The organism is Neobacillus sp. DZ-9, from assembly GCF_059587065.1.
The window spans coordinates 158,805-182,786 of the sequence record NZ_JCAIOL010000011.1 but is presented as its reverse complement, the minus strand read 5'-3'; the positions used below and the strand labels follow the sequence as shown (position 1 = coordinate 182,786).

General features: G+C 38.6%; 19 protein-coding genes. 13 read left to right on the top strand and 6 right to left on the bottom strand.

Going from position 1 to position 23,982, the window contains the following annotated elements; genetic code table 11:
• Positions 1-281: 281 nt before the first annotated feature.
• Entirely contained in the window at positions 282-455 is a 174-nt protein-coding gene (locus tag AC59HZ_RS25640) for a serine kinase (protein ID WP_496548586.1), read from the top strand.
• Positions 456-674: 219 nt separating this feature from the next.
• Positions 675-1,097, top strand: coding sequence for a VOC family protein (locus AC59HZ_RS25635; RefSeq protein ID WP_496548606.1), 423 nt, complete (start codon positions 675-677; stop codon positions 1,095-1,097).
• 470 nt (positions 1,098-1,567) lie between these two features.
• Here AC59HZ_RS25635 and AC59HZ_RS25630 read toward each other — a convergent pair whose 3' ends face one another.
• On the bottom strand, positions 1,568-2,590 hold the full coding sequence (locus AC59HZ_RS25630; RefSeq protein WP_496548585.1) for an anti-sigma factor: 1,023 nt from the start codon (positions 2,588-2,590) through the stop codon (positions 1,568-1,570).
• Positions 2,583-3,080: a sigma-70 family RNA polymerase sigma factor gene (locus AC59HZ_RS25625; protein WP_496548584.1), complete on the bottom strand. Its 498-nt coding sequence runs from the start codon at positions 3,078-3,080 to the stop codon at positions 2,583-2,585. The genes AC59HZ_RS25630 and AC59HZ_RS25625 overlap by 8 nt, the downstream gene beginning before the upstream one ends.
• Before the next feature lie 418 nt (positions 3,081-3,498).
• On the opposite strand from AC59HZ_RS25625, the gene AC59HZ_RS25620 reads away from it, so the two are divergent.
• On the top strand, positions 3,499-4,059 hold the full coding sequence (locus tag AC59HZ_RS25620) for a class I SAM-dependent methyltransferase (RefSeq protein ID WP_496548583.1): 561 nt from the start codon (positions 3,499-3,501) through the stop codon (positions 4,057-4,059).
• Between the two features lie 374 nt (positions 4,060-4,433).
• Here AC59HZ_RS25620 and argH read toward each other — a convergent pair whose 3' ends face one another.
• Positions 4,434-5,753, bottom strand: a complete 1,320-nt coding sequence (gene argH, locus AC59HZ_RS25615) for an argininosuccinate lyase (RefSeq protein WP_496548582.1) — start codon at positions 5,751-5,753, stop codon at positions 4,434-4,436.
• A gap of 33 nt (positions 5,754-5,786) precedes the next feature.
• On the bottom strand, positions 5,787-7,358 hold the full coding sequence (locus AC59HZ_RS25610; RefSeq protein ID WP_496548581.1) for an APC family permease: 1,572 nt from the start codon (positions 7,356-7,358) through the stop codon (positions 5,787-5,789).
• A gap of 619 nt (positions 7,359-7,977) precedes the next feature.
• Here AC59HZ_RS25610 and AC59HZ_RS25605 point away from each other — a divergent pair.
• Entirely contained in the window at positions 7,978-9,273 is a 1,296-nt protein-coding gene (locus AC59HZ_RS25605) for a hypothetical protein (RefSeq protein WP_496548580.1), read from the top strand.
• A gap of 743 nt (positions 9,274-10,016) precedes the next feature.
• On the opposite strand, the gene AC59HZ_RS25600 is transcribed toward AC59HZ_RS25605, so the two are convergent.
• Positions 10,017-10,568 carry a PepSY domain-containing protein gene (locus AC59HZ_RS25600; RefSeq protein WP_496548579.1) on the bottom strand — a complete coding sequence of 184 codons (552 nt, stop codon included), beginning with the start codon at positions 10,566-10,568 and terminating at the stop codon, positions 10,017-10,019.
• A 565-nt stretch (positions 10,569-11,133) separates the two neighbouring features.
• Between AC59HZ_RS25600 and AC59HZ_RS25595 the strand changes: the two genes are divergently transcribed.
• Complete coding sequence (locus AC59HZ_RS25595; RefSeq protein WP_496548578.1) at positions 11,134-11,733, top strand: pyridoxamine 5'-phosphate oxidase family protein; 600 nt, start codon at positions 11,134-11,136, stop codon at positions 11,731-11,733.
• A 164-nt stretch (positions 11,734-11,897) separates the two neighbouring features.
• Here the strand turns inward: AC59HZ_RS25595 and AC59HZ_RS25590 are convergent, their stop codons facing one another.
• Positions 11,898-13,268 carry a sigma-54 interaction domain-containing protein gene (locus AC59HZ_RS25590; protein ID WP_496548577.1) on the bottom strand — a complete coding sequence of 457 codons (1,371 nt, stop codon included), beginning with the start codon at positions 13,266-13,268 and terminating at the stop codon, positions 11,898-11,900.
• A gap of 351 nt (positions 13,269-13,619) precedes the next feature.
• Between AC59HZ_RS25590 and AC59HZ_RS25585 the strand changes: the two genes are divergently transcribed.
• The 8 genes from AC59HZ_RS25585 to AC59HZ_RS25550 all read left to right on the top strand — a co-directional run bounded on the left by AC59HZ_RS25585 (position 13,620) and on the right by AC59HZ_RS25550 (position 23,957).
• Positions 13,620-14,666 (top strand): aromatic ring-hydroxylating oxygenase subunit alpha, encoded by a 1,047-nt coding sequence (locus tag AC59HZ_RS25585; protein WP_496548576.1) that lies wholly within the window; start codon positions 13,620-13,622, stop codon positions 14,664-14,666.
• Between the two features lie 74 nt (positions 14,667-14,740).
• Positions 14,741-16,414, top strand: a complete 1,674-nt coding sequence (locus AC59HZ_RS25580) for a thiamine pyrophosphate-binding protein (protein WP_496548575.1) — start codon at positions 14,741-14,743, stop codon at positions 16,412-16,414.
• Between the two features lie 80 nt (positions 16,415-16,494).
• Positions 16,495-17,943 carry an aldehyde dehydrogenase family protein gene (locus tag AC59HZ_RS25575; protein ID WP_496548605.1) on the top strand — a complete coding sequence of 483 codons (1,449 nt, stop codon included), beginning with the start codon at positions 16,495-16,497 and terminating at the stop codon, positions 17,941-17,943.
• Positions 17,944-18,049: 106 nt separating this feature from the next.
• Positions 18,050-19,225, top strand: a complete 1,176-nt coding sequence (locus AC59HZ_RS25570) for a Glu/Leu/Phe/Val family dehydrogenase (RefSeq protein ID WP_496548574.1) — start codon at positions 18,050-18,052, stop codon at positions 19,223-19,225.
• 42 nt (positions 19,226-19,267) lie between these two features.
• Positions 19,268-20,695, top strand: coding sequence for an amino acid permease (locus tag AC59HZ_RS25565; protein WP_496548573.1), 1,428 nt, complete (start codon positions 19,268-19,270; stop codon positions 20,693-20,695).
• 98 nt (positions 20,696-20,793) lie between these two features.
• On the top strand, positions 20,794-20,982 hold the full coding sequence (locus AC59HZ_RS25560; RefSeq protein WP_496548572.1) for a DUF3311 domain-containing protein: 189 nt from the start codon (positions 20,794-20,796) through the stop codon (positions 20,980-20,982).
• 1 nt (position 20,983) lies between these two features.
• Complete coding sequence (locus AC59HZ_RS25555; protein ID WP_496548571.1) at positions 20,984-22,465, top strand: sodium:solute symporter family protein; 1,482 nt, start codon at positions 20,984-20,986, stop codon at positions 22,463-22,465.
• A gap of 49 nt (positions 22,466-22,514) precedes the next feature.
• On the top strand, positions 22,515-23,957 hold the full coding sequence (locus tag AC59HZ_RS25550; RefSeq protein WP_496548570.1) for an aldehyde dehydrogenase family protein: 1,443 nt from the start codon (positions 22,515-22,517) through the stop codon (positions 23,955-23,957).
• Positions 23,958-23,982 lie beyond the last annotated feature (25 nt).

Here is a 23,982-nt window from a genome sequence, read left to right as displayed (position 1 = left end):
TTAATATTTTGTTGAATTATAGCATGGAAAACTTAATAAAGTCTTAAAGCAATCTCCATTCGTTTATCCGATTCATATGTTTCCCATGCCTTAGATAATCACAAAATACATCTCTCCCTAAATTTCTCTTTTTAAAGGGATTATTGACAGGGCTTTCGAAGTCGAAACGGAGAGCTTCTTCAACTATCGAAGCAGGTTACTTGAAGAAGGATAAACAGTAAAACAAGAAGAATATGTTAATTTAAAGGTAGTTCAGTAAGATGTTCGAGAGGGGAGAGATTATGAAATTATTTTTTGTTATTTTACTTATTTTATTAGGCAGTTTTTTAATAGGATTAACAATTGATAACTTAGGTAAGATGGGCAACATTATTATGGATATTATAGGGGCTGGCGTTATATTAGGGGCTATTTTCATTGCAAAAAGTAAGAAAGGAAAACAACAATCATCTTAAATTAACGGGTGCTTGAGCACAAGAATGATCGATGCGGCGATCTTTTTTCTTTATTGAAGGAACGGGGCAGTTTAGTGAAATAAGAAAATTCAACAAATGAATAGTTAGATAAGTCAGCTTTAATGTATAATTTATCTAAAAAAAACTCAGTAAGGATTACCATTATATTAAATTGTGGTGTAAGGCTTTATGTTTTACCAAGAAAGAAGGGTTAATAAAATGATTCAATCTGTTGTACATATTGCTTTGGTTGTTCAAGATTATGATGAAGCCATTGAGTTTTACACAAAAAAACTTCATTTTACGTTAATTGAAGATACATATCAACCAGAACAAGATAAACGCTGGGTAGTAGTATCTCCGCCCGGCTCATCAGGAACTACAATATTACTTGCAAGGGCTTCAAAACCAGAACAAATATCTTTTATTGGAAATCAAGCAGGAGGAAGAGTTTTTCTATTCCTAGGGACAGATGACTTTTGGAGAGACTATAATGAAATGATAGCAAAAGGAATTGAATTCGTTAGAGCACCAAAAGAACAATCATATGGTATTGTTGCTGTATTTAAAGATTTATACGGAAACTTATGGGATTTAGTTCAATTTAAAGAAAGTCATCCTATGTTTCAACGAGTAAAATAGACTAAAATCTATAGAATACTTACTAAAGTACTCATATATTTTTAAAGTGTAGAAGAGATTGTGAAAGAAAACGGGTGCTTATCTTGAATAAGATTTAAGCAATGATCTTCCAAAATCAATCGCTATTAACTGGTAGTCACAAAAAAGGCAGCACTTGGCCGCCTTCTTTCCTTCGTATCATGGTTTATAATTAATACTCAATGAAGATATCACCATTAAAAAGGTAAAAATCAACAGAAAGATACATAGGGAGAGCCCCCATATGGCAAAAAGCCTCGATCTTCTCCTAGTAAATAATCCAATGACACCGAGAAAAAATCCTAAAATTGGAAGTTGAATAATAAAGACTCCCGGAAACACTGAATTTTTTAGTAATAGGGCAACATTTAAACCAGCTAATGAAATGAGAGCAATCAGAAAAGATAAAAATCCTGATATTGTCGGAAGGCTTCTTCCCCCTCCTTTTTTCTTTATTCCCAGTTCCATAGTTTCACTTCCCCCACCTTCAGCGCGCGAATTTCTTTGATATCCTGCAGTTTTCTCAATTCTTCCGTGGGACCAGTTATGACGGCACCATAAACCTTAATACCGTGTTGCTCGATATAGGCTAGGCGACTCCTTATAGACAAAGATTTGGCGCGAGCGACTTTTTCAGCAACCGTCTCATTTTTTTTAAGCAATTTTAAAATATCAAGAAAAACCTCCTCATTCGATTCACCATTGGTCTTAAATGGGGACCATGTAGTTGGGTCATACTGTGCAGGGTAGCCTAGCGGCGTAATTGGTACACCGCCAGCGTCTTCTTGTTTGATTTCCATTCCTGTATCAACGGCAAACCAGCGGAGCTCCATATTTTCAGGTAGACTATTTTTCAAATCCTCTGGTTTCATTAACCTGTTTAGCGAGACATATACCTCAGCGACTGTTCCATCTGGAAGTTTTTTTAATTTATCCCATTCATCTGTTTCAGTATAAGGAATTCTTACTTTAGGGTGTACCATGACCTCCGTTTCCTTGCTAGGGTTTTCAGACAAAGGCCGATCTAACAACAAATTCTTCTTTGGAAAACTTGGATGGTTCAACAAGAAGTCAATATCATAGTTTCCAACCTTATAATCTTCTTTACCAATTCTTTTAAAAACATCAAACTTTATATTCATTGAAAAAAAACTAATTTCATCTTCTAAATCCATCTCTTCTAAGCTCATATTTGGTTCAGTAACATAAATCGTCTTTGTTACAACATCAATTAGGTGGTCCGCTCGACCACCAATTGCGTAGTACATATAAGTGGCTAAAGTCATGACAGGAACAATCAATAAAAGAATAGCGAGACTGATCATGATGTTCGATCTTCGTGCCATATTTTTACCTTGATTCACAATCTCTGTTTGGCCTTCTTTTGAGTATGGGTGAAGCCCTCTCACATCATTCAGAGATTCTTTTAGATAATTTTGATAGTCTTCTTCCATTTGTTTTTTTTCATCACTCATCTGACGTCATCCTTTCCTTCACTCTGTTCATGACCTTCCTGCGGCCCCGATGTAAATGGCTTTTCAGTGTATTTATTTTCATATCCAATATTTCCGCGGCTTCATTGTAGGTAAGCTGATGCAAATCGCATAGCAGTAAAACATGTCTTTCCTGTTCTTTTAACGAATGAATGTCATTTAATAATGATTGAAAACTCTCTTTATCTAGCAGTCTTTTTTCTGGCGTTTCCTTTGAGATAGGCCCACTTTCTTCAAATTGCTCATTAAAGGCCAGGCGCTTATTTTTCCGTTGAAAGTCAATAAAGGCATGGTAGGCCACCTTAAACAGCCATGCTCTGATATTAGAAATTTCATAATCTTCGAGCTGCAAATATGCCCTGTAAAAGGCATCATGCACTAAATCCTCAGCTATAAAATGATCTTTTGAAAGGGAGTAAAGATAGCGATATAAATCATTTACATTTTCTCGATAAGCTTGATCAAGCTCCACTGCCTCTCCCCCTTTCAACTTAACCACGTTTAACGATAGCAAAAAGTTGCAAACATGGAAATTTTTTTCTAATAAACCACGTCCATGAAAATTGGAGCGGTGCTCGAAGTTACTTATGAGCAACTATATGAGCACAATATGCTATTAAGCGATGCTTATACAATAAAAGGGCGCTTTTCTTTAATGAGAAGGCGTCTTTTTTTAATGAGCTAGATTCTAGAACAATACATTTTAGGGATTGGAATTAATTAGAATGTATAAGAGGTTGTGAAGGTTTCTACTTAACTATAGGGTACATAAGTTCAAGATGGATCGCTGCGGCGGTCTTTTTGCTTGTTGTAACGGGGAAGGATAGTGAAGAAGGAAAATAAAAGCTGTAGAAAGAAATAGTAATAAATAGCTCTAGGAGGTGAAAAAGTTGGATTTAAAACAGAAAGAAATAAAGCTGGTTATTGGTGCGGGGAAATATAATAATAATCCAGGTTGGCTACATACACAGGAAGAAGAAATAAATTTATTAGACGAAAATACGTGGCGAAGCAGGTTCGATAATAGTTCATTAACAGCTATTTTAGCTGAACACGTATGGGAACATCTCACCTATGAAGAAGGTAAAGAGGCAGCGAAAATATGTATTAAATACCTAAAAGCTTTTGGCTATATACGCTGTGCAGTACCTGATGGTTATTTTCCAGATAAATCCTACCAAAATATTGTACAGGTCGGGGGACCTGGTCCAACAGACCACCCAGCGGCTAGTCATAAAATAGTTCACAATTATAAAACTCTAACAAAAATGTTTGAAAGTGCTGGATATAGAGTTAAATTGCTTGAATACTGCGATGAGGAAGGTAATTTTCATCAGAATTATTGGGCTGGAGTTGATGGTGTAATTTTTCGTTCCAAAAAGTACGACCCTCGTAACCAAGGTGATAAACTTGTTTTTCCTTCTCTGATTATTGATGCTGTGAAACCATAATATTCCCCTAAGTTTGTGATGAATTGTACCTAAGCTAACGGGTGCAAGAGTTTAAGAACCAGCTGCCATATTGGCTGCTTTTTGTTTATACAACTAAAGGGGCAGTTTAGTGGAAGAGTCCAGATTGATCTTTGTTCAGCAATCGGGCCATTTAGTGGAATAAGACTTTTAAACAAAATTGGATATATATGTTAATGTTGGGTGGCGCGTTGGACGTTTATCTCTTGAGTGAAGTGTTTGATCATATCCAATTCCTACAGTTACAGCAGCATTGGATTCATTTGATAACAAATGTCTTTTAAAAAAATATTAAAGAGCTATTAGCATAGATAATAAATCTTCTATGCTATAGCTCTTTAATTGAAAAATCTAGATTATTTTAATATGTTCACCTTAATGCCTTTATTTAAAATATTTTGATAATCAATAAATTCATATAAGTCTTCTTCAATTAATGAATTTATGCTCTTCAATTCGTCTAGAGACAACTCTTCTATTCCTTTATTATGATCTTCACAATAAATCACAATAGAACCTACGATACTATGTGCATCTCTAAACGCAACCCCTTTGCTAACTAAATAATCAGCGACTTCAGTTGCATTGAGAAAACCATATTTCACAGCTTTTTTCATATTTTCAGTATTCACTTTCATAGTAGAAATCATATTAGACATAATTTCAAGACAAGATAACACGGTATCCAATGCATCAAAAAATGGTTCTTTATCTTCCTGCATATCCTTATTGTAAGCCAATGGCAACCCTTTCATCGTTGTTAAAAGCGAAGTTAGAGAACCGTATACTCGTCCTGTTTTTCCTCTTATAAGCTCTGCTGCGTCAGGATTTTTCTTCTGAGGCATAATACTGCTGCCTGTAGAATATGCATCATCAATATTAATAAATTTAAATTCCTGACTGCTCCATAAAATCAGTTCCTCACTTAATCTGCTTAAATGCATCATAATGATCGAAAAACAAGACATTAATTCTAATAGATAATCTCTATCACTAACTCCATCAAGGAAATTGGATACAGGTTTTGAAAATCCCAAATCTTCAGCTGTCATTTCTCGGTCTATAGTATGAGTCGTTCCTGCCAATGCTCCACATCCAAGTGGACTCTCGTTCATAATTCCAATCGCATTAAGAACTCTTTTTCTGTCCCTATCCAACATATTAAAGTAGGCCATTAAATGGTGCTTAAGCGTTACTACCTGAGCACGCTGTAAATGAGTGTATCCTGGCATTATCACATTGTTTGCATTTGCTTTTTCTGTCAGACTATTTTGCAGCCTCTCAATATACCCGATCACCTCTAACGCCTTATTTTTAGCATAAAGCCTGATATCCAAAGCAACTTGGTCATTTCGGCTTCTGGCTGTATGAAGTTTTTTTGCTGTTTCACCTATTCGTTCTGTTAACTTTGCTTCAACAAAACTATGAATATCTTCAAAATTCCCTTCGATAACTAATGTTCCGCTTTCGATTTCTTCCAATATAGAAAGAAGAGACTTTATAATACTTTCTCCTTCTTGCTTTGTAAGTAATTCACATTTCACAAGCATATTTACATGTGCAATACTTCCTTTAATATCTACAGAATATAGTCTCTTATCAACATGAAGAGAACTATTAAAGTCCTCCATTAGTTTATTTTCTTCTTTTCTAAAACGTCCACCCCAAAGCTTCATAATCATTTCTCCTTTTGTAAAATAAAACTGCTATTAAACGGATGGACTTTCCATGTTGCTCAATTCTTGGATGTCCCCTTTTTTTCGCATATACCAAATACCGTTATAAACGGCAAAATAGTAAAAAATGAATCCTAATATTGCCACGATAAAAGACATAAATGGCTCTGGAATAATTCCCTTACCGCCAAAATTCCCGATTGATGAAATTCCAACGAGCATCAGAATATAAATAACAAGATAGATCCCGCCAATGATTTCTATCGATTTATGTTTATTGATAAAATGAACAATTAAATATCCTGCAAGTCCAATTACTAATCCCCAAATAGCAAGTTGAACTCTGCTCCAGTTTGTCCAATAAATAAGCAGAGTAGCAAATACAAAGGCTAAAGGAGCAATAATAGGCATACCTGGTATACCGTTGTCTTTTGTCAACCCAACCTTACGAAACACCATTACCGTGACACATGCTGATGCGTATTTAAAAATACCAATTGCTCCAACAATGGCTACAATCGCAGTCCAACTCTTTAAAGGGAACAAGAAAAGCAGCCCGATGAGGAAATTGAGCGTAAGTGCACGTGTTGGAACCCCAAATTTTTTATTAATAGATCCGAAATAGGATGGCAGGAATCCACTTTTTGCCATTGCGAAAACATGTCTTGAAGTCCCAGCTGTATAAGCAAGCGCTGATCCAGTTGGGGAAACCATTGCGTCCGCTGTAATGGTCCAAGATAGCCAAACCATATTCGCCATAAGTGCTAAATTCGCAAATGGAGAGTCAAATTTAATTCCACTCCAACCGTTAGCCAGCATTTCTGGCGGAACGGCTCCAATAAAAACGATTTGAAGTAAAACATATAAAATAGCTGAAATTGACAGAGATGCGATAAGTGCAAGTGGAATATTACGCCTTGGGTTTTTAACCTCGCCGCCCATCATAATCACATTCCCAAATCCTGTATAGGCAAAAAATATACCACTAGTTAAGATTGCGCTTAACCCTGCTCCAAATCCATAAGGGGCGAACCCATGACTTGTATAATTCTCAGCATGAAAACCTGTCATAAAAAATGCAATGATGGTTAGTAGAGGTACTATAAATTTAATCGTGGTAATTATGGTATTAGTAACAGCAAATAATTTCACACCAAAATAGTTCACAACCACAAATAATACCATTAAAACAGTCGATGCCAGAATTCCTGTTGTAGTTAGTTGCTCCTTAGTTACATCATACAGTCCAGGCCAGAACTGATTAGCGTATTGAATAACTCCTGACGATTCCACGGGTGCAGTGGCACAGTAGCCAAGCCAAATAGAATAACTTGTCACGGTACCAAGCAATTTTCCATGGGAATAAAGGGGATAACGTGCCAAACCGCCTGCTTCTGGTCTTACCCTTCCTAATTCAGCGTAAACAAGAGCAATAAGAGTGATGACGAATGCAGCAATAATCCATGACAAAATGGCTGCAGGTCCAGCCATTTTTGCCGTATTCCACGGTCCAAAAAGCCAGCTTGATCCAATAATTCCTCCAAGAGATAATGCTGTAAGTGACCAAAAGCCCATTTTCTTTTTTAAATATCCTTCTTGATTCATAAAATTCCCTCTCTCTTATTGGGGTATATTATTATTTGTCCTACTACTAACATAAAAATTCTAAATGACCTCTAGATACATAAATAGCTTAGTACTTTACTTAAAATAAATAACTCCTTTCCAATTTTTAAGCTAATACTTTGGTAAGCTAACTGTACCTAACAAATAAAAATACAACTAGGACACTTTAGCTTAACTATGATGATCTACAAAGATTAGCTCAATTGTAGATCATTTTTAAGGTTAGAAAGGGGTAATTACCCTAAAATGATTTTATTTGAATTGTTTACATATTGCAATATACTTTTTGAAAATTCACAACATGAATGCTAAGTGAGATCGTTCAAGAGGTGGAGAAATGAATTTTTATTTCTCAAAGTCCTTTTATCAAGTTATATCTGGGTGGAAATGTATGTTAAGTTTAAAAAATTTGTGTCTTCTCTAAAAAGAGGTAAATTAATTGAATCATCAAATGACAAAAAGTCAATTGCCACGTGTTTAGTTTTGTACAGGAGATAAGTTAGCTGCATACTGGTCTAGACAAAAGGAAAAATCATCGTGTAACCTATAATAAAACAGATAGGTGCCTAGTTATCAGGTACTGGAAGGTAGGTACTTTATGTATCAGATTGGAATTGTAGGCCCTAAAACTTCGGTAGATAGAATTTTAACTCTTGCGAAGAAAATGGATCTGAGCTTACGATTTTTACCATTTCCCTACAACCATTTTCAGGAGACGGGTTCCATTGTCAAAGAAAATGATCATCAGGTTGATATTTGGTTTTTTTCAGGTAAGCTTTCCTATATTATTGCAAAAAACATTATGAATTCTGATGAAAAATTGATACATATTCAACATACTGAAGCAAGTCTTTACCGTTGTTTTTTGCAGACGGCTCTAAACCACCATGTAATCGTCGAAAGGGTTAGTATCGACGAGCTTGAAGAGACAAAAATAGAAGAAGCATTAGAACAGCTTGAAGTACCCGTTTCTAATGTTTACATTAGAAGATATGGAATGCAGACCAACCCAAACGAGTTACTAAGGTATCACCTGAACTTATGGGAAGAAGGTAAGATTAATGTTGCGATAACTTGTTTCGAGGGGGTTTATAAAAGTTTACTAGCAGCCGGTGTTCCAGCTTACTGGTATACCCCTACAAGTCTTGAAATTCAACAAACCATTCGAATTTTGGAGGAAAAGGTAAGGGCCTTCTATTTTAAGGATACTCAAATTGGTGTGGGAATAATTGATATTAATGATTTTGATAAGATTGCTGAAAAGGCGAGGAGCCCCTACCGTTTACAGTATTTGGAGACCCGTCTTAAGGAATCGTTAATTCGGTTGTGTGAGTCTTTAGACGGTTCACTCATGGAGCGTGGGAATGGGCGATATGTTATTTTTAGTTCCCGTGGTGCCATTGAGCGAAATATTAGCATGCTGGTTCAGACTGTGGATCAGCTTTCTCTTGAATCCGAGTCGACGATCGCAGTTGGAATTGGTTATGGAGAAACAGTCTTTGCTGCAGAGGTTAATGCTCTTAGTGCAATCCAGCGGTCCAAAGAGAGGGAGGATCGTGGAATTGTAATTATCCAGGAGGATGGGCAGGTAATCGAATCTGCAGGGAAAGACGATGAGTTGTCTTATTCTTATCGGCTTGAAGATAAGGATTTTTTAGAAAAGCTAGAACAAGGAAATGTAAGTGTTCGAATGTATAGCAAACTAGCAGCGATCGTGAGACGATTGGGCTTAAGAAGTTTCACAACAAAAGAAATAGCTACCCATCTCCGTCTCGACGAGAGAAATGTTAGACGGATGGTTACCAGTTTAACAGAAGTGGGTTTAGCGGAGTACATGGGTTCTGAAGGCTCTGCCTCTCGTGGTAGGCCAAGTAAAATTTATCGTTTAACATAAAGCGGGTGGCAAAGATAATAGCCGTTAAGCTAATTTTACTCATATCGCCGTAAGAATTTATTCTAAGGGGGATTTACCTTTTATAAGTATTAAATTATAGAAAGGATGTTTCATTATGAATTGAGACTTTAAATTTCTTTCTAATACAATTGGCAGATTTTTTCTTCCTCTTATTTGGAAGAAACTGCAAGAGTAACGGGATATATTCAACGAGTAGGAAAATTAAAAGCGTAGGATTTCATTCCACTTAGTACATTTTGAAGAACAAATCTGGACAAAAAACATTAAATCAATTATGTAGTGCGTTGGAAAAGAAGTGATGAGATGAAAATGATTTTTTTGGACTTATCTGAACGACACAAACCACTTTAAATAACGCCTATCTTCAAAATAACAGTTCGACTAAATTTCAGTCCTTACAGAAGTAAATTGTTATTCCATTAAAGGGCGCTTTTCTTTAATAAGAAGGCGTCTTTTTGTAATGAGATTATGTTTAAGTATAAAAGAGATTGTGAAGGTTTCTACTTAAACTATAGGGTGCAAGAGTTGAAGATCAGGGCTGTCATTATGGTAGCCTTTTCTTATTCGACGAACGGGTGCTAAAGTTCAATAAGTGAAGATAGCTCCGAAGACTATGATCTTCAGCGATTGGGTGCGATTATTGAAAAAGAAGTAAGAGGTTGATCCATATTTAACATGACTAATATGCATCAACCTCTAGGCTAACATGTGTACTTTTACTGCTATGTAGCAATATTTTTCAAGTCTTTCGCTTTTTTTCGCGCCTTTAAACGCTTGTAAAGTGGAAAGCCCACCATGTAATATCCGGAAAATGACAGTAGAATAAGAGCTAAACCTGCGAATGTAAGAGCACTGTATCGATACCAATTGCCAAAAAAGGATCCATCATGCAAAGTAATGATGAAAGTTGAGTAATCTGGTTTTGTAGATAAAACTTTTCCCGTACTCGCATCGATCTGAACATCTTGACTGTTATTAAAGCGAACCTGATAAATATTTAAACCAGGTCTATATTCTATTCTAAAGATATCTTCAACCGATGATACACCTGGAAGCCCCTGAGACGTGGCTATGGACACGACTTTATCCATAGGTATCGATTGACTTGGGCTCGCTTCCTTCCCTGTTCTTAAATCATCAGCAACTCCGAGTGGTATCATATAAACAAGCAATAGGCCAGTGACTGCTACGAACATAAAAACAACAGATAAAATTAATCCAGACCATTTATGTGCTTTTCTACTAAATTGGTATAGACTTAATGCTTTTGACATATTTTCATCGCACCCCTTGTCTTATTTCAAATTAATTATCCCCGATCATTCTAAAGCCGTTGTTGATTTGTTAATGCTCATTCCTTCGTAAAGAAGTTTCTACAGCTTTTCACATTCTCAAGAAATCCTCCTTCCCCTGACCCTAATTTCCGCCGATAATATTTGGAATATTCAAAATAAAAAAAGCAACTTAAATGTGATTCTACGGGGATAAATTAGGCTTGTCAATAATATTTTTCCATATTATACTATATTAGTAAAATAATATGTTAATGAGGTGATGCGCTAAAGTAAATTGAAATTGATCACGAACAATTTCAAAATATGATGAAGGGATTGATTACGCATGAGGCGGCATAAAAAAATAGTTCAATATTCAAAAATGATTATAAAAGAGGCTGGACTCCAATTCTAATAGGAATCGGAATCCAGCCTCTTTCTTTATTATACTAAAGTATGTTTAGTGGCTATGCTTGGAACAAATTACGGGGCATTTAACAATATCTAAATTTCGTTAAACTATGTGTTAAAATAATAGACACATTATTGAAAAGGATGTTGGACGATGTCAAGAGGAGAACATTTACTTCAAGAACAATATGGAACAACCAAGAGAGCATCCTCTTTTTATGAAAATCAAATGCTTAACTACCTAAACAATAAGATGACAGAGTTTATATCGAATCAAGGTATGATGTTCATAGCAACGGCTGATTCTAATGGAAACTGTGACTCCACTTTTAGGGCCGGCTCAACAGGTTTTGTACGTGTTATTGATGATAAAACAATAATTTATCCCGAATATAAAGGGAATGGTGTTATGGCAAGTTTAGGTAACATCATAGAAAACCCCCATATAGGACTAATGTTTATAGATTTTTTTGAGAATAACATAGGGTTACATGTTAATGGTAAGGCAGCTATTATAGAAAATAACCAATTAAGCTCATTTAATATTCCAGAAGAGATAATAATTGATATTGAAGAAAAAGAAGGAAACAAACCTGAACGTTGGGTTATGGTAAAAGTTGATGAAGCGTATATTCACTGTTCAAAACATATCCCAAGACTACAACAAATGGACAAAAAAATATTTTGGGGAACTGATGATGAAAAACAAAAGGGTGGGGATTTCTTCAAGACAAAACAAAGTATGAAACAGTAAAACTTGTGAAGAAATGCACTTGAACTAGAGGGTACTTTAGTTAAATAAGGTTTTGGTATCCCTAATAAAGAAACTCGCCAATTACTATGGCGAGTTTTGCTTTTTTTATATACCAATAACGATGCCAATACGACTGTCATTTCGGCACGCATTTTTAGAAAAGCTCAATCCTCCGACAAGCCCTGACAATACTCTCTAATCAATTTGGCCGCATACGTTTGGCTGATTTGCAGATCCTTGGCTACACGCCTAGAGCTTTTATTCAGCTTATAAGATTTACGAACCATCTCTTTTTTTGCCAATTCAATCGCTTGTTGCAGGGAAGCGGGGGCACTGTTTTCAATTTGCTGCAGTCCTTGGTTATAAATGCCCTCGGGAAGGTCATCGATTCCAATGACCTCATCGCTTACAATAACAAGCTTTTCGATCAGGTTTTCTAATTGCCTTATGTTTCCGGGCCAAGAATAATGGGTAAGCCATTCGAGGCAATCTTTAGAAATGAATTTGTTCATTTCATGGATTCGATTAAATTTATATATGAATTTATAGATGAGCGGGACTATATCTTCCTGCCTTTCGCGAAGCGGAGGCATTTTAATATCAACGACGTTCAGCCTATAATATAAATCCTCTCTAAACATTTTATTTTCTACCATTTTATTTAAATCTTTATTGGTTGCGGCAATGATTCGGATATCCACTTTCTTTTCTTTATTCCCGCCAATAGGAATGAATTTTTTCTCCTGAATGACTTGCAGGATTTTAACCTGAAGAGGCAAAGGCATGTCCCCTATTTCATCAAGAAACAGTGTACCCCCATCGACACTTTCAAGTATCCCTTTTTTTCCGGAACGGCTTGCATTGGTGAAAGATCCCGGAGTATAGCCAAAGAGCTCGGATTCTATTAAATCAGCAGGGATGGCAGCACAATTGACGGTTAAAAATGGTCCGTTCTTTCGACTGCCGTTTTCGTGAATATATTGGGCCAAAATGCTTTTACCTGTTCCGGACTCACCAAGAATCAATAAAGTAGAGTGCGCAGCTGCTACCTTCTTGGCAAATTTCAGTACATCTTTCATCTTTTCATTATTTGTCATGATGCTGCCGAATGGATCATCCATTTCTTTTCTGTGATTTGAATCCTTTTCTCTTACCTTCAGCATGTTGTAGCTCTGTAGTTCCCTTGCGGTTGTTACAATCAATTCTACTTCCTTATGATCATTTAAAATAGGGATGGCGGAAGTAAGAAGCTCCGCACCGAGGATGGTTGTTTGTTTCATTAAAATCGGCTCTTTTTTGTCCAATATATCAGGGAATATGGAGGGATACCAATAGCCTTCGTTCACTAATTCCAAGCTTACTTTTCCTAAAACATTTTCCTTATTTAAACCATAATGCTTCTTACAGGCATCATTTACATAAATAATTTTCTTATCCTTATTCAGTACAAAAATTTCATCAGAAGAATAATCCAAAATTTTAATAAGCGTTTCCAAATTTAAATCTAAATCGGTTGAAATATTGGATAATGTCATGATTGACCTCCCGAAAACATCATGTGAGTGTGAGTGAACTCAACCTGAGCACAATTGTGTTCAGAAAAATAAACTGCCAAGTGATTCTAACAAACTAAGGAGCTATAACCTTTGTAGGTGTGATTTATATCACTTTACACCTTATAATAGTCTAAATATTTTGAACTGTAAATGAGTGGGGCAAGACGCTATATTGGAAGCTTTGAACGCATATAAACTCAATTTCAACTTTTGAAATCCTCTAAAACCCAGTAAATATGAAAAAAGACAAGTTGGCATGGAATTTGCAATATATATTTTATGAAAACAAAACTTTAAGGGATTTGAATGTTAGAATGGGGGAATGGCAAAATGAAAGAGTTACAAACCAATTATGCCTTGGAGCACACTATTCCGTATGATCATTATGTGAGTCCGCAAATATTTGAAGAGGAAAAGAAGAAAATCTTCCAATCTAGCTGGATCTTTGCAGGACATATGAGCCAGGTGGAGAAAGCAGGGGATTTCTTCACTTTTGATATAGCCGATCAGCCGATCATTATTAGCAGGGATAGAAACAATGAATTAAATGCCTTTTACAACATTTGTCCACATAGAGGGACGATAGTGGAAAAAAGTGAGTGCGGAAATAAAAAGGTTTTCACGTGTACGTATCACGGCTGGACCTTCCATTTAAACGGGAAATTGAATAAAGCGCCAAACTTTACTACGAATGAATTAGGAAACCATAGCTGTATGACGCAAGTAAAGCTTGAAGTATTACAGTCCATGATCTTTATCAATTTGAATCCGGATGCAAGGCCAATGGCAGAAACCTATGGAGATTTCATGGCCAGTTTGGAAAAATACACATTCCTAGATTCATTGAAAAAGATTCGTGTCACACAAAGAGTCATAGATGCTAACTGGAAAGCGGTTGTTGATAACTATTTGGAGTGTGACCACTGCAAGATTGCACACCCTGAGTTTTCAAAAACCTTTGACATGAAAAATTACCATATCGATTTACATGACAATTTCTCGTGTCAATATTCAGAATTGACTAATAAATCAAAAGAAGATCAAGGAGATCACGCCAATTTTTATTGGGTGTGGCCAAACTTGATGGTGAGCATCTACCCTGGAAAAGAAGGGAATATGACGACAAGTCAAATTTTACCGCTGTCCGCGAATAAAACACTAGCTATCTATAGCTACTACTTTAAATCAGATGAAATTAGTGAAGAGCAAGAGGAACTGATTCGTTTCGTGGATCAGGTAAGAGAAGAGGATTTCGACCTTGTGGAGTTATTGCAGAAAGGTTTCCACACGAATGCCTTTAAGTACGGAGTATATTCTCCGACTGAGTATGCACTCAAATATTTCCACAATCTTTATGAAAGCGCCATCAATGGCTAATGAAAGAAGGGACGTTCCCTTAAATAAAGAAGATAAGCTTCTAGAAATATGATTAGACATGGGAGGACACTACAATGAACAATCAAACAGAATTCACGGTTGCAGATGCTATTGTAAAAGAGCTTGTACAAGCAGAGGTGGAAGTAGTATACGGCATCGTCAGTATTCACAATATGCCGATTTATGATGCGATGCTGCGTGAAGGAAGCATCCGTATGGTCACTGCCCGCGGTGAAAGTGGAGCCGTCAACATGGCCGATGCCTATGCACGTGCTACAGGGAAATTGGGCGTTGTCTTAACAAGTACTGGTGCTGGAGCAGGGAACGGCGCAGGTGCATTGACGGAAACATGGAACTCAGGTACGCCATTATTGCACATTACCGGGGAAGCTGATTCCAATTATATTGGAACAGATCAACGTTATATTCACGAAGCGAAGGATCAGCTGAAAATGATGGACGGCGCAAACAAATCAGCCTATTTGCTGAAGCGGCCAAAGCTAATCACACCATTTATTCGCAAAGCGATCAAAGAGGCTCTGACTGTTCCTACTGGTCCAGTAACGATTTCCATTCCAACGAATTTCCAGGCGCAGATTATTCCTGATAATCAATTGCTTGAAGTGGAAACGGTTCAAGATCCAAAAGTGAAAATCAACATTCCAGCTGATGTTTGGGAAAAAATCACCGCAGCAAAAAGACCGGTCATCTGGGCAGGACATGGAGTGATTGCTTCAGGGGCATCAGAGGAACTCCAAACGTTAGTAGATAACATCCAGTCTGCTGTCATTACAAGCGAGTCCGGTAAAGGGGCTATCCCTGAAAATCATCCGCTTTGCATCGGCAACTTTGCGGCTACATCACAAGTGAAGGAACTACTGGAAAAGTCGGATCTTCTCATTAGTATTGGGGTCCGGTTCCGTGGCGGGGAAACCTATAACTGGACACTTCCGGTACCTGAAAATCATATCAATATCGATTTAAATCCAGATGCATTTAACCGTAACTTTGATACATTGTATACGCTGGTTGGAGATGCCAAGGCAGTTTTACATGAGATCAACAGTATTTTGGCAACTAAGGAGCTCCATCCAGATCCTGCTTATGTGGATGAAGTGAAGTCTGCCCGACAAGGTGTTCGTGATGACCTCCGCAGTCAAATTGGGCCATATGGTGAAGTTGCTGATATCATGCGTGAACAGCTGCCTGAGAATACGGTCTTGGTGACGGACGTGACCATCCCTGGATACACTTGGGGGAATAAATTGTTCGACATTTACGAACCAAGGAATTACCTCTACATGACCGGCGGTGGAATCGGACAAGGCTTGCCAATGGCAATTGGCGCACAAATCGGTCAGCCGGATAAGAAGGTCGTTCTGATTGCAGGTGACGGTGGATTCATGGTGAATGCTGGTGAGATGATCACCGCGGTTCAGGAAGATGCACCGATTATTGTCCTATTATTCGATGATGGCGGTTACGGGATCTTAAGATACTACCAAGAAGCAGCATATGGCAGACGCACATCCGTTGACTTGAAAAACCCGGACTTCGTCATGATGGCAAAATCAATGGGCTACGAATCTGAGAAAGTACGCTCGGTTAATGAATTTAAAGAAGCATTAGCGAATGCAATCGTAAGCAAACAACCTTATATGGTTGTAGTTGATGTAGAAGCAGTAGGAGTATTGGAATACAAAGATTCGGATGAATATATTGCATCATTCCGTCCAAAACACGGATAATTTCCTAACTTCAGCCATTGTTAGACCATAAGCCTACTGATAGGGGGAACAAAGTTTTGGTAATAGAATTGAAACATTATATGAACGGGAATTGGATTGAATCTAGTAATCCGGAAAAAATGGATATTATTAATCCTGCCACACAGGAAGTCATTGCCAGGGCTCCGATAGGAACAAAAGAAGAAACGAACGAAGCGATTAAAATAGCAAAGAAAACTTTTGAAAGCGCTGTATGGTCTGGTCAATCCCCACAGGAGCGGGCTGCAGTTTTACTTCAGATTGCTGATAAATTGCAAGAAAACATGGATGTGTTAAGGGATCTAGAAGTACAGAATAACGGAAAAACGAGAAGAGAAGCACAGTCAGATGTAGAGGAAGCCGCTCATACATTCCGTTATTATGCAGGTCTGCTTACGATGCCTAATGGCCAATCGTATGAAGCTTCCGGGGATATGCAGACATTAATCGTGAAGGAACCAATGGGTGTTGCCGGGTTGATTGTTCCTTGGAATTTTCCTTTATTGATGAGTGTTTGGAAGATTGCACCGGCATTGGCAGCAGGTAATAGCATTCTTCTAAAGCCTGCGGAAATTACTCCGATGACAGCGGTAAAATTGTTTGAACTGATGGATGAGACTGATTTACCAAAAGGAGCAGCTAATCTCATTATGGGAATCGGATCAGTTGTGGGTCAGACGATTGCCGAAAGTAATGATGTAGATATTGTTTCCTTTACTGGAAGTACAGAGGTCGGCCGCCGGATTATGCAGGCGGCAACAGGTAATTTGAAAAAAGTGTCTCTTGAGTTAGGAGGGAAATCTCCGAACATTATCTTTGATGATGCGGATTTGGAAACAGCTATTGACTATGCCCTATTTGGCATTTTTATGGGCTCAGGGCAAGTTTGTTCTTCGGGGAGCCGTCTTCTTGTCCAGGAGGGGATCTACGATACCTTTGTAGAGAAATATGTGGAAAAGGCCAAAGGGATTAGGGTCGGTCCCGGGAATGATGAACATTCCCAAATGGGAGCCATTGTGAGCGAAAAGCATTTTGAAAGTATACTAGATTACATTCGGATTGGGAAAGAAGAAGGAGCGAAACTTGCTCTTGGTGGTAATCGAATGGAGAAAGATGGGCTGGATAGGGGATTTTTCATCGAACCAACCGTCTTTACGCATGTAACAAGCGATATGCGGATTGTCAGAGAAGAAATCTTTGGTCCCGTTGTTGCCATTCAGAAATTCAAAGATGAAGAAGAAGCTGTCAAGATCGCCAACGACACCGACTTTGGACTTGCAGGAGCGGTATTCTCTACAGACCATAACAAGGCCATGCGTGTCATCAAAAAGGTCCGGGCCGGTATTACATGGGTGAACGCTTACCACCTCACGAATATTCAAGCGCCGTGGGGGGGCTATAAACAAAGCGGCATTGGCAGAAGCCTTAGTACGTATGGGTTGGACGAATATCAGGAAACGAAACAGATTAACATTAATTTGGAGCCAAAGCCTATACGTTGGTTTGAATAGCAGCTTATTTTTTTAAAGTATTAACAACATAATCACAGTGTTTATAGAAGCTTTTTAATCATAACTGCATGATGCTTGAAAGAGAAAATCTTTGGGAGGGATTGGATTGACTAAACCATATTTAGTTGTCGAGTGGAATGATACGGAAACGGATGCACAGGGGTGGCTTGTTGTTCATAATTTCGTGAAGGGATATACAGGTGGCGGTACGAGAATGCATCCGTCAGTGACAAAAGAAGAGGTTGAAAGATTAGCCCATGCAATGGCATATAAGTATGTAGCTAGTGACAGCGGAACGACTGGTGGATGTAAAGCGGGTATTAAGTATGATTACAAAGCTCCAGATGCTTATGCCGTCTTAAGAAGATTTTTAATTGCCATGATGCCTTATATTGATAACGGCGTATCCTTAGGAAGTGATCTAGGTACGAAGTATGAAGATGTCCTCCAAATCTTTAACGAATTCGGCATTGATATCCCTCTAACAAAGTCTATGAAACAAGATCCTGCGATTCTTCAAGGGATAAAGGATTTTGATGGACTGATGAAAACAAGAATGGATGGATTGCTTTTAAATGATGCTGTTACAGGATATGGTGTTGCCTTTTCGGCCGATGAAGCTTGGAAGTTTAAAAATGGCAAGGACGGAGCGAAGGTTGTCATCCAAGGCTTCGGCTGTGTAGGAGCAAGCTGCGCATTAAAACTATCTCAATTAGGTTATAAAATCGTCGGAATTTCAGATGCGAACTTGTTAGTCACATGTGAAGAAGGATTGGATATTCAAACTCTTATTGACCATAAGAATGTATATGGCGAAATGGATACCACTTATTTTGAACCGAACTATACTGTAAGGCCAAACTCCGACTGGCTTGAGGTAGATTGCGATATTCTCATCCCGTGTGCATTAGAGGACGTTATCAACCAGTCTAACGCAGATAAGGTAAAAGCCAGCTTGATTGTTGAAGCAGCTAATATCCCAATTTCTTCTGAAGGAGATGAGATCATCAAACAAAGAGGAATTGACATCGTCAATGATTTTGTTGCGAACCTAGGGGCCATAAGATTTTATGACGCTGTGATTTTCGGACTGGTCAAACCAGACCCGCAGGCTGTAATGGATGATATTGAAAAGCTATGCCGAAAAAATACGATTCAACTATTTTCAGAAGCGAAGAAACAAAACAGATATCAGCGAGATGTTGCGTATGAAATTTTTAAACCAGAAGTCAGTGATTTATTAGAGTTTGCTGATCCGTCTGAAAAAGCAGCAGTCAGATAAGTGGTTCATTCATATGGATAGAAAAAATAAAGGGGGAATTAGATGAAACCAGAACAGGGGAGTCAACCAAAAGAATTAAAACGTTCGATGAAAAGCAGACATTTATTTATGCTTTCGATAGGTGGAGTCATTGGTACTGGTCTTTTCCTAGGGTCCGGGTATGCGATTGGTGAGGCTGGACCTATGGGGGCGATCACGGCCTATTTATTCGGCGGTTTACTTATGTACATGGTCATGGTTTGTCTTGGAGAGCTATCGGTAGTGATGCCAGTCTCCGGTTCCTTTCAGGCTCATGCAGAGCGCTTTATCGGCCCTGCTTCTGGGTTTATGATCGGCTGGACTTACTGGTTAAGCTGGGCTATCTATGTAGGTCTAGAATTTATCGCGGCCGGTTTGCTGATGGGCAGATGGTTTCCTGATGTACCAGTATGGGTCTGGTGTGCCGTTTTCACCTTGATATTATTCGGTATAAACGCGTTGACAACAAGAAGCTTTGCTGAGATGGAATATTGGTTCTCTGCCATAAAAATATTGGCTGTTCTCTTTTTTATCGTGGTTGGAGGGGCTGCGATATTCGGATTGGTTTCGATCAAGGGGCAATCTGCTCCATTCCTTTCAAATTTTATTGGTGATGGATTATTTCCAAAGGGATTCATCGGTATATTTATATCAATCATGACAGTCGTCTATTCTTTTATGGGTTCGGAAATTATGGGGGTTGCAGCAGGTGAGACTGAGGAGCCCGAAAAGAGTATCCCAAAAGCAATCCGGAGTATCATCGTCCGTATTTTACTTTTCTATGTGCTGGCAACTTTTGTCTTATCAGCAATTGTTCCATGGAAAAAAGCAGGTGTACTTGAAAGCCCGTTTGTAACAGTATTCGATATGATTGGTATTCCTTATGCGGCGGATATTATGAACTTCGTTATTTTAACGGCTATCCTTTCCGTTGGGAACACAGGTTTATTTGCATGTACGAGGATTCTTTTTTCTCTTTCCCAAAGCGGACAAGCTCCCCGTATGTTCGGAAAGATAAACAAGCGCGGTGTGCCCATGAATGCCTTGCTCGTTACCCTCGCCTTTGCCTTACTATCCTTGCTTACTAGTGTCATAGCAGAGGAAACATTATTTGTGGTGCTGCTGGCTATCAGCGGGGTTGGAGGGGTCGTTACATGGATGGCAATCGCTCTTGCACAGTATAAATTCCGCAAGCAGTATATTGCGGATGGAGGAAGCTTGAAGGATTTAAAATTTAAAGTACCTTTCTTTCCTCTCCTTCCAATTCTGTGCCTCATCATGTGCGTAGGGATCGTTGTGTTTACCGCATTCGACGCAGCCCAGCGGACATCACTGTATATAGGATTTGGCTTTGTTGCCGCTTGTTATATTTTTTACTATTTTAAATTTACTAGAAAGAAAATCGATGCAACGGTCCTATCAAATGACCAGCCCAAAAAGCTAGTGCAATAGAGTAGAGTTTAAATTATCAGAAGGTTCAAACAACAACTGTCCAAATAAATCATATCGTTTAAATTTATTGCAATTATGTTTTTAAACTAGGATGGTGAATGATGAAGAAGATTTTTATATTAACTACAATACCAGCCTTGGGTTCACTGGTTGTCATCAATAAGGTGGAACCTTATATATTTGGATTGCCATTTGTCCTTTTTTGGGCTATATGCTGGGTTGGTCTGACGTCCTTATTCTTGATCGTTGCTAATAGGCTCGATCCAGCAAATAAGGAGGAAGAATAATATGAACGCAGCCCTTCTAGTTATCCTCTTTTTCCTAGTTTTGTGTATTTGGTTAGGTTTGCAAGCCCGCAGAGGAAAAGAAATGAATATGGAGCAGTGGTCTGTCGGGGGACGGGGTTTTGGAAGTTTATTGATGTTCTTTTTATTAGCAGGTGAGATGTTTACAACCTATACCTTCCTAGGAGCAAGTGGTGGTGCTTATCGCTCTGGTATGCCTCCCGCCCTATACGCTTTCAATTGCTTCTATTTTGTAATCGCTTACTGGATGCTTCCGCCTATTTGGAAGTATGCCAAGGATAATAAAGTCTTATCCCAATCAGATTTTTACGAAAAAAAGTATAACAGTCAGGCACTTGGCATTCTCGTAGCGATCATAAGTGTTGTGGCTGTTATCCCTTACTTAGTAATGCAGTTAAAAGGATTGGGAATTATTGTATCGGAAGCGTCCTATGGTTCCATTTCTCCTCAGATGGCAATCGTTGTAGCGGTTATTGCAGTAACCATTTATGTAACGGTATCTGGGATGCACGGAGCCGCATGGACAGCGATTATTAAGGATATTTTGATCTTGGGCGTTGTTGTCTTTATGGGTTTTTATTTTCCTTTTCATTATTACGGCGGCATACAGCCGATGTTTGAAGCAATCCATACAGCTAAAAAGGAATTTCTGATATTCCCTGAACAAGGATTGAGTATTTCATGGTTTGTTTCGGCAACGATTATGACAGCACTGGCATTTTACATGTTTCCACATATGATGGCGGGAATATTCTCTGCTAAAAGCGGGAAATCACTGCGGATAAATGCAGGGATTATGCCTATTTATCAGATTATCATTGTCTTTTCTTTGCTTATCGGTTTTTCCGCTGTTATTCAAGTACCGGATTTAAAAGGTCCAGATACAGATCTAGCCTTATTTAAAATGGCTAAATTATCTTTTGACCCTTGGTTTGTTGGTTTAATTGGGGCAGCTGGAGCGATGGCCGCCCTTATCCCGAGTTCATTGGTATTGACGGCAACTTCAACGATTCTTTCTAAAAATATCTATAAAGTATGGAAACCAAATACAACAGATCGACAGTTGGCCAAGCTGACTAAAATGCTGGTGCCGATCATAGCACTTGTGACCCTTTTCTTTACATTTAATGGCGGGGACTCCATTCTTACGCTGTATCTTATGTCTTATAGCTTTATGGTCCAGCTATTTCCTGCTTTGTTTTTTAGTCTTTGGAAAAAGAACCCCGTTACCGTTCAGGGGGCCTTTGCTGGAATGATTGTTGGCAGTATTCTCGTCGTCTATTCAACGATCGCAGAAACGTCACTCGCAACGTTATTCCCGTCTTGGCCAAATGTCATCAAGGATTTGGATATAGGATTAGCCGTATTAATGATCAACATTGCTGTAACGTTAGGTGTAAGTGTGGTGACAAGAAAAACGGCTGCTAGTTTGACAGATGATGCTGACATTAGTAATCCAGCATAAAGGAAAAGGTGAAAAAAAGAATACTAGATGATTTTAGGAGGATTTATGGATGCGTTATTTAAATTACATTAACGGACAATGGAAAGAGCCGTCTACAAAGGAATATAAAGAAAACCTAAGTCCGCATAACAGTGAAAGCTTAGGGGAATTCCCATCCAGTGCCGCAGCTGATGTACACGATGCTGTAACCGCTGCCAAAAATGCCTTTCCGGCTTGGAAAAAACTCTCCATTCAACAAAGGGCAGCTTATTTACAAAAGGCTGCGGCTTTTTTGAGAGAAAACATAGAGGAAATAGGACGGGATCTCATTAAGGAAGAGGGAAAAGCATTTTCGGAAGGGATGGGGGAGGCTAATCGCGCAGTAAGCATCCTCGAGTATTTTGCAGCTGAAGCACGGCAGCCGCTTGGAGACGTAATACCGTCCGCTAATGAGAATACCTTTTTGTATACGACTCGTACACCCTTAGGTCCTGTTGGGTTAATTACACCATGGAATTTTCCTATTGCCATCCCCGTATGGAAGATGGCACCAGCACTTATCTATGGAAATACAGTGGTGATTAAGCCTGCTGATTTAACGCCGAAATCTGTCTATTATGTCATGAAAGCTTTTGATGACGCAGGTCTGCCAGCAGGTGTCCTTAATTGTGTATTTGGAAGAGGATCTGTTATTGGGAATGAATTGGTGAAACATCCAGATATAAAAGCCATTTCCTTCACCGGTTCGAACCAAGTAGGGCGGCAGATTCAAAAACAGGCTGTAGAAAACGGGAAAAAGGTACAGATGGAAATGGGTGGGAAGAATCCGCTTGTTGTTCTAAATGATGCCGATCTGGATAGAGCAGTTGAAATAGCTGTAGGCGGAGCATTTAAATCTACCGGCCAAAAATGTACAGCAACGAGTCGTGTGATTGTCCAAGAAGGAATCTACGAATCATTTCGTGACCTGCTTGTAAAGCGGACGAAGGAATTAACCATTGGTAATCCACTTCACGAGGGAACCGTTATCGGGCCCGCCGTATCAAAAGCACAGCTTGATGGGGTGCTCGAAATGATCGAAGCGGGGAAATCAGAAGCAACACTGCTTTGCGGTGGAGGGATTCCGGAAGAGGAAGAATTAAAAAATGGTTTTTATGTAAAACCAACAATCTTTGAAAATGTGCCACGTGACGCGCGAATTGCCCGTGAAGAAATTTTTGGTCCAGTTATTGCTTTATTTAAAGTCAAAGATTATCAAGAAGCAGTAGAGATGGCAAATGATACGGAGTTTGGTCTTAGCGCAGCCATCTGCACAAACAACCTGACCTTGGCCCGCCGCTTTGTTGAAGATGCGGAAGTAGGCCTTGTACATGTTAACTCGGAAACTTCGGGAGCAGAACCACAAATGCCTTTTGGCGGATGTAAGAATTCTAGTTCTGGCAGTCGTGAGCAGGGAAAAGCTGCTATTGAGTTTTATACAGAAGTGAAGACTGTTTATATGGATCCAATGTAATTCTAACTATTAAATCGGAGAGGGG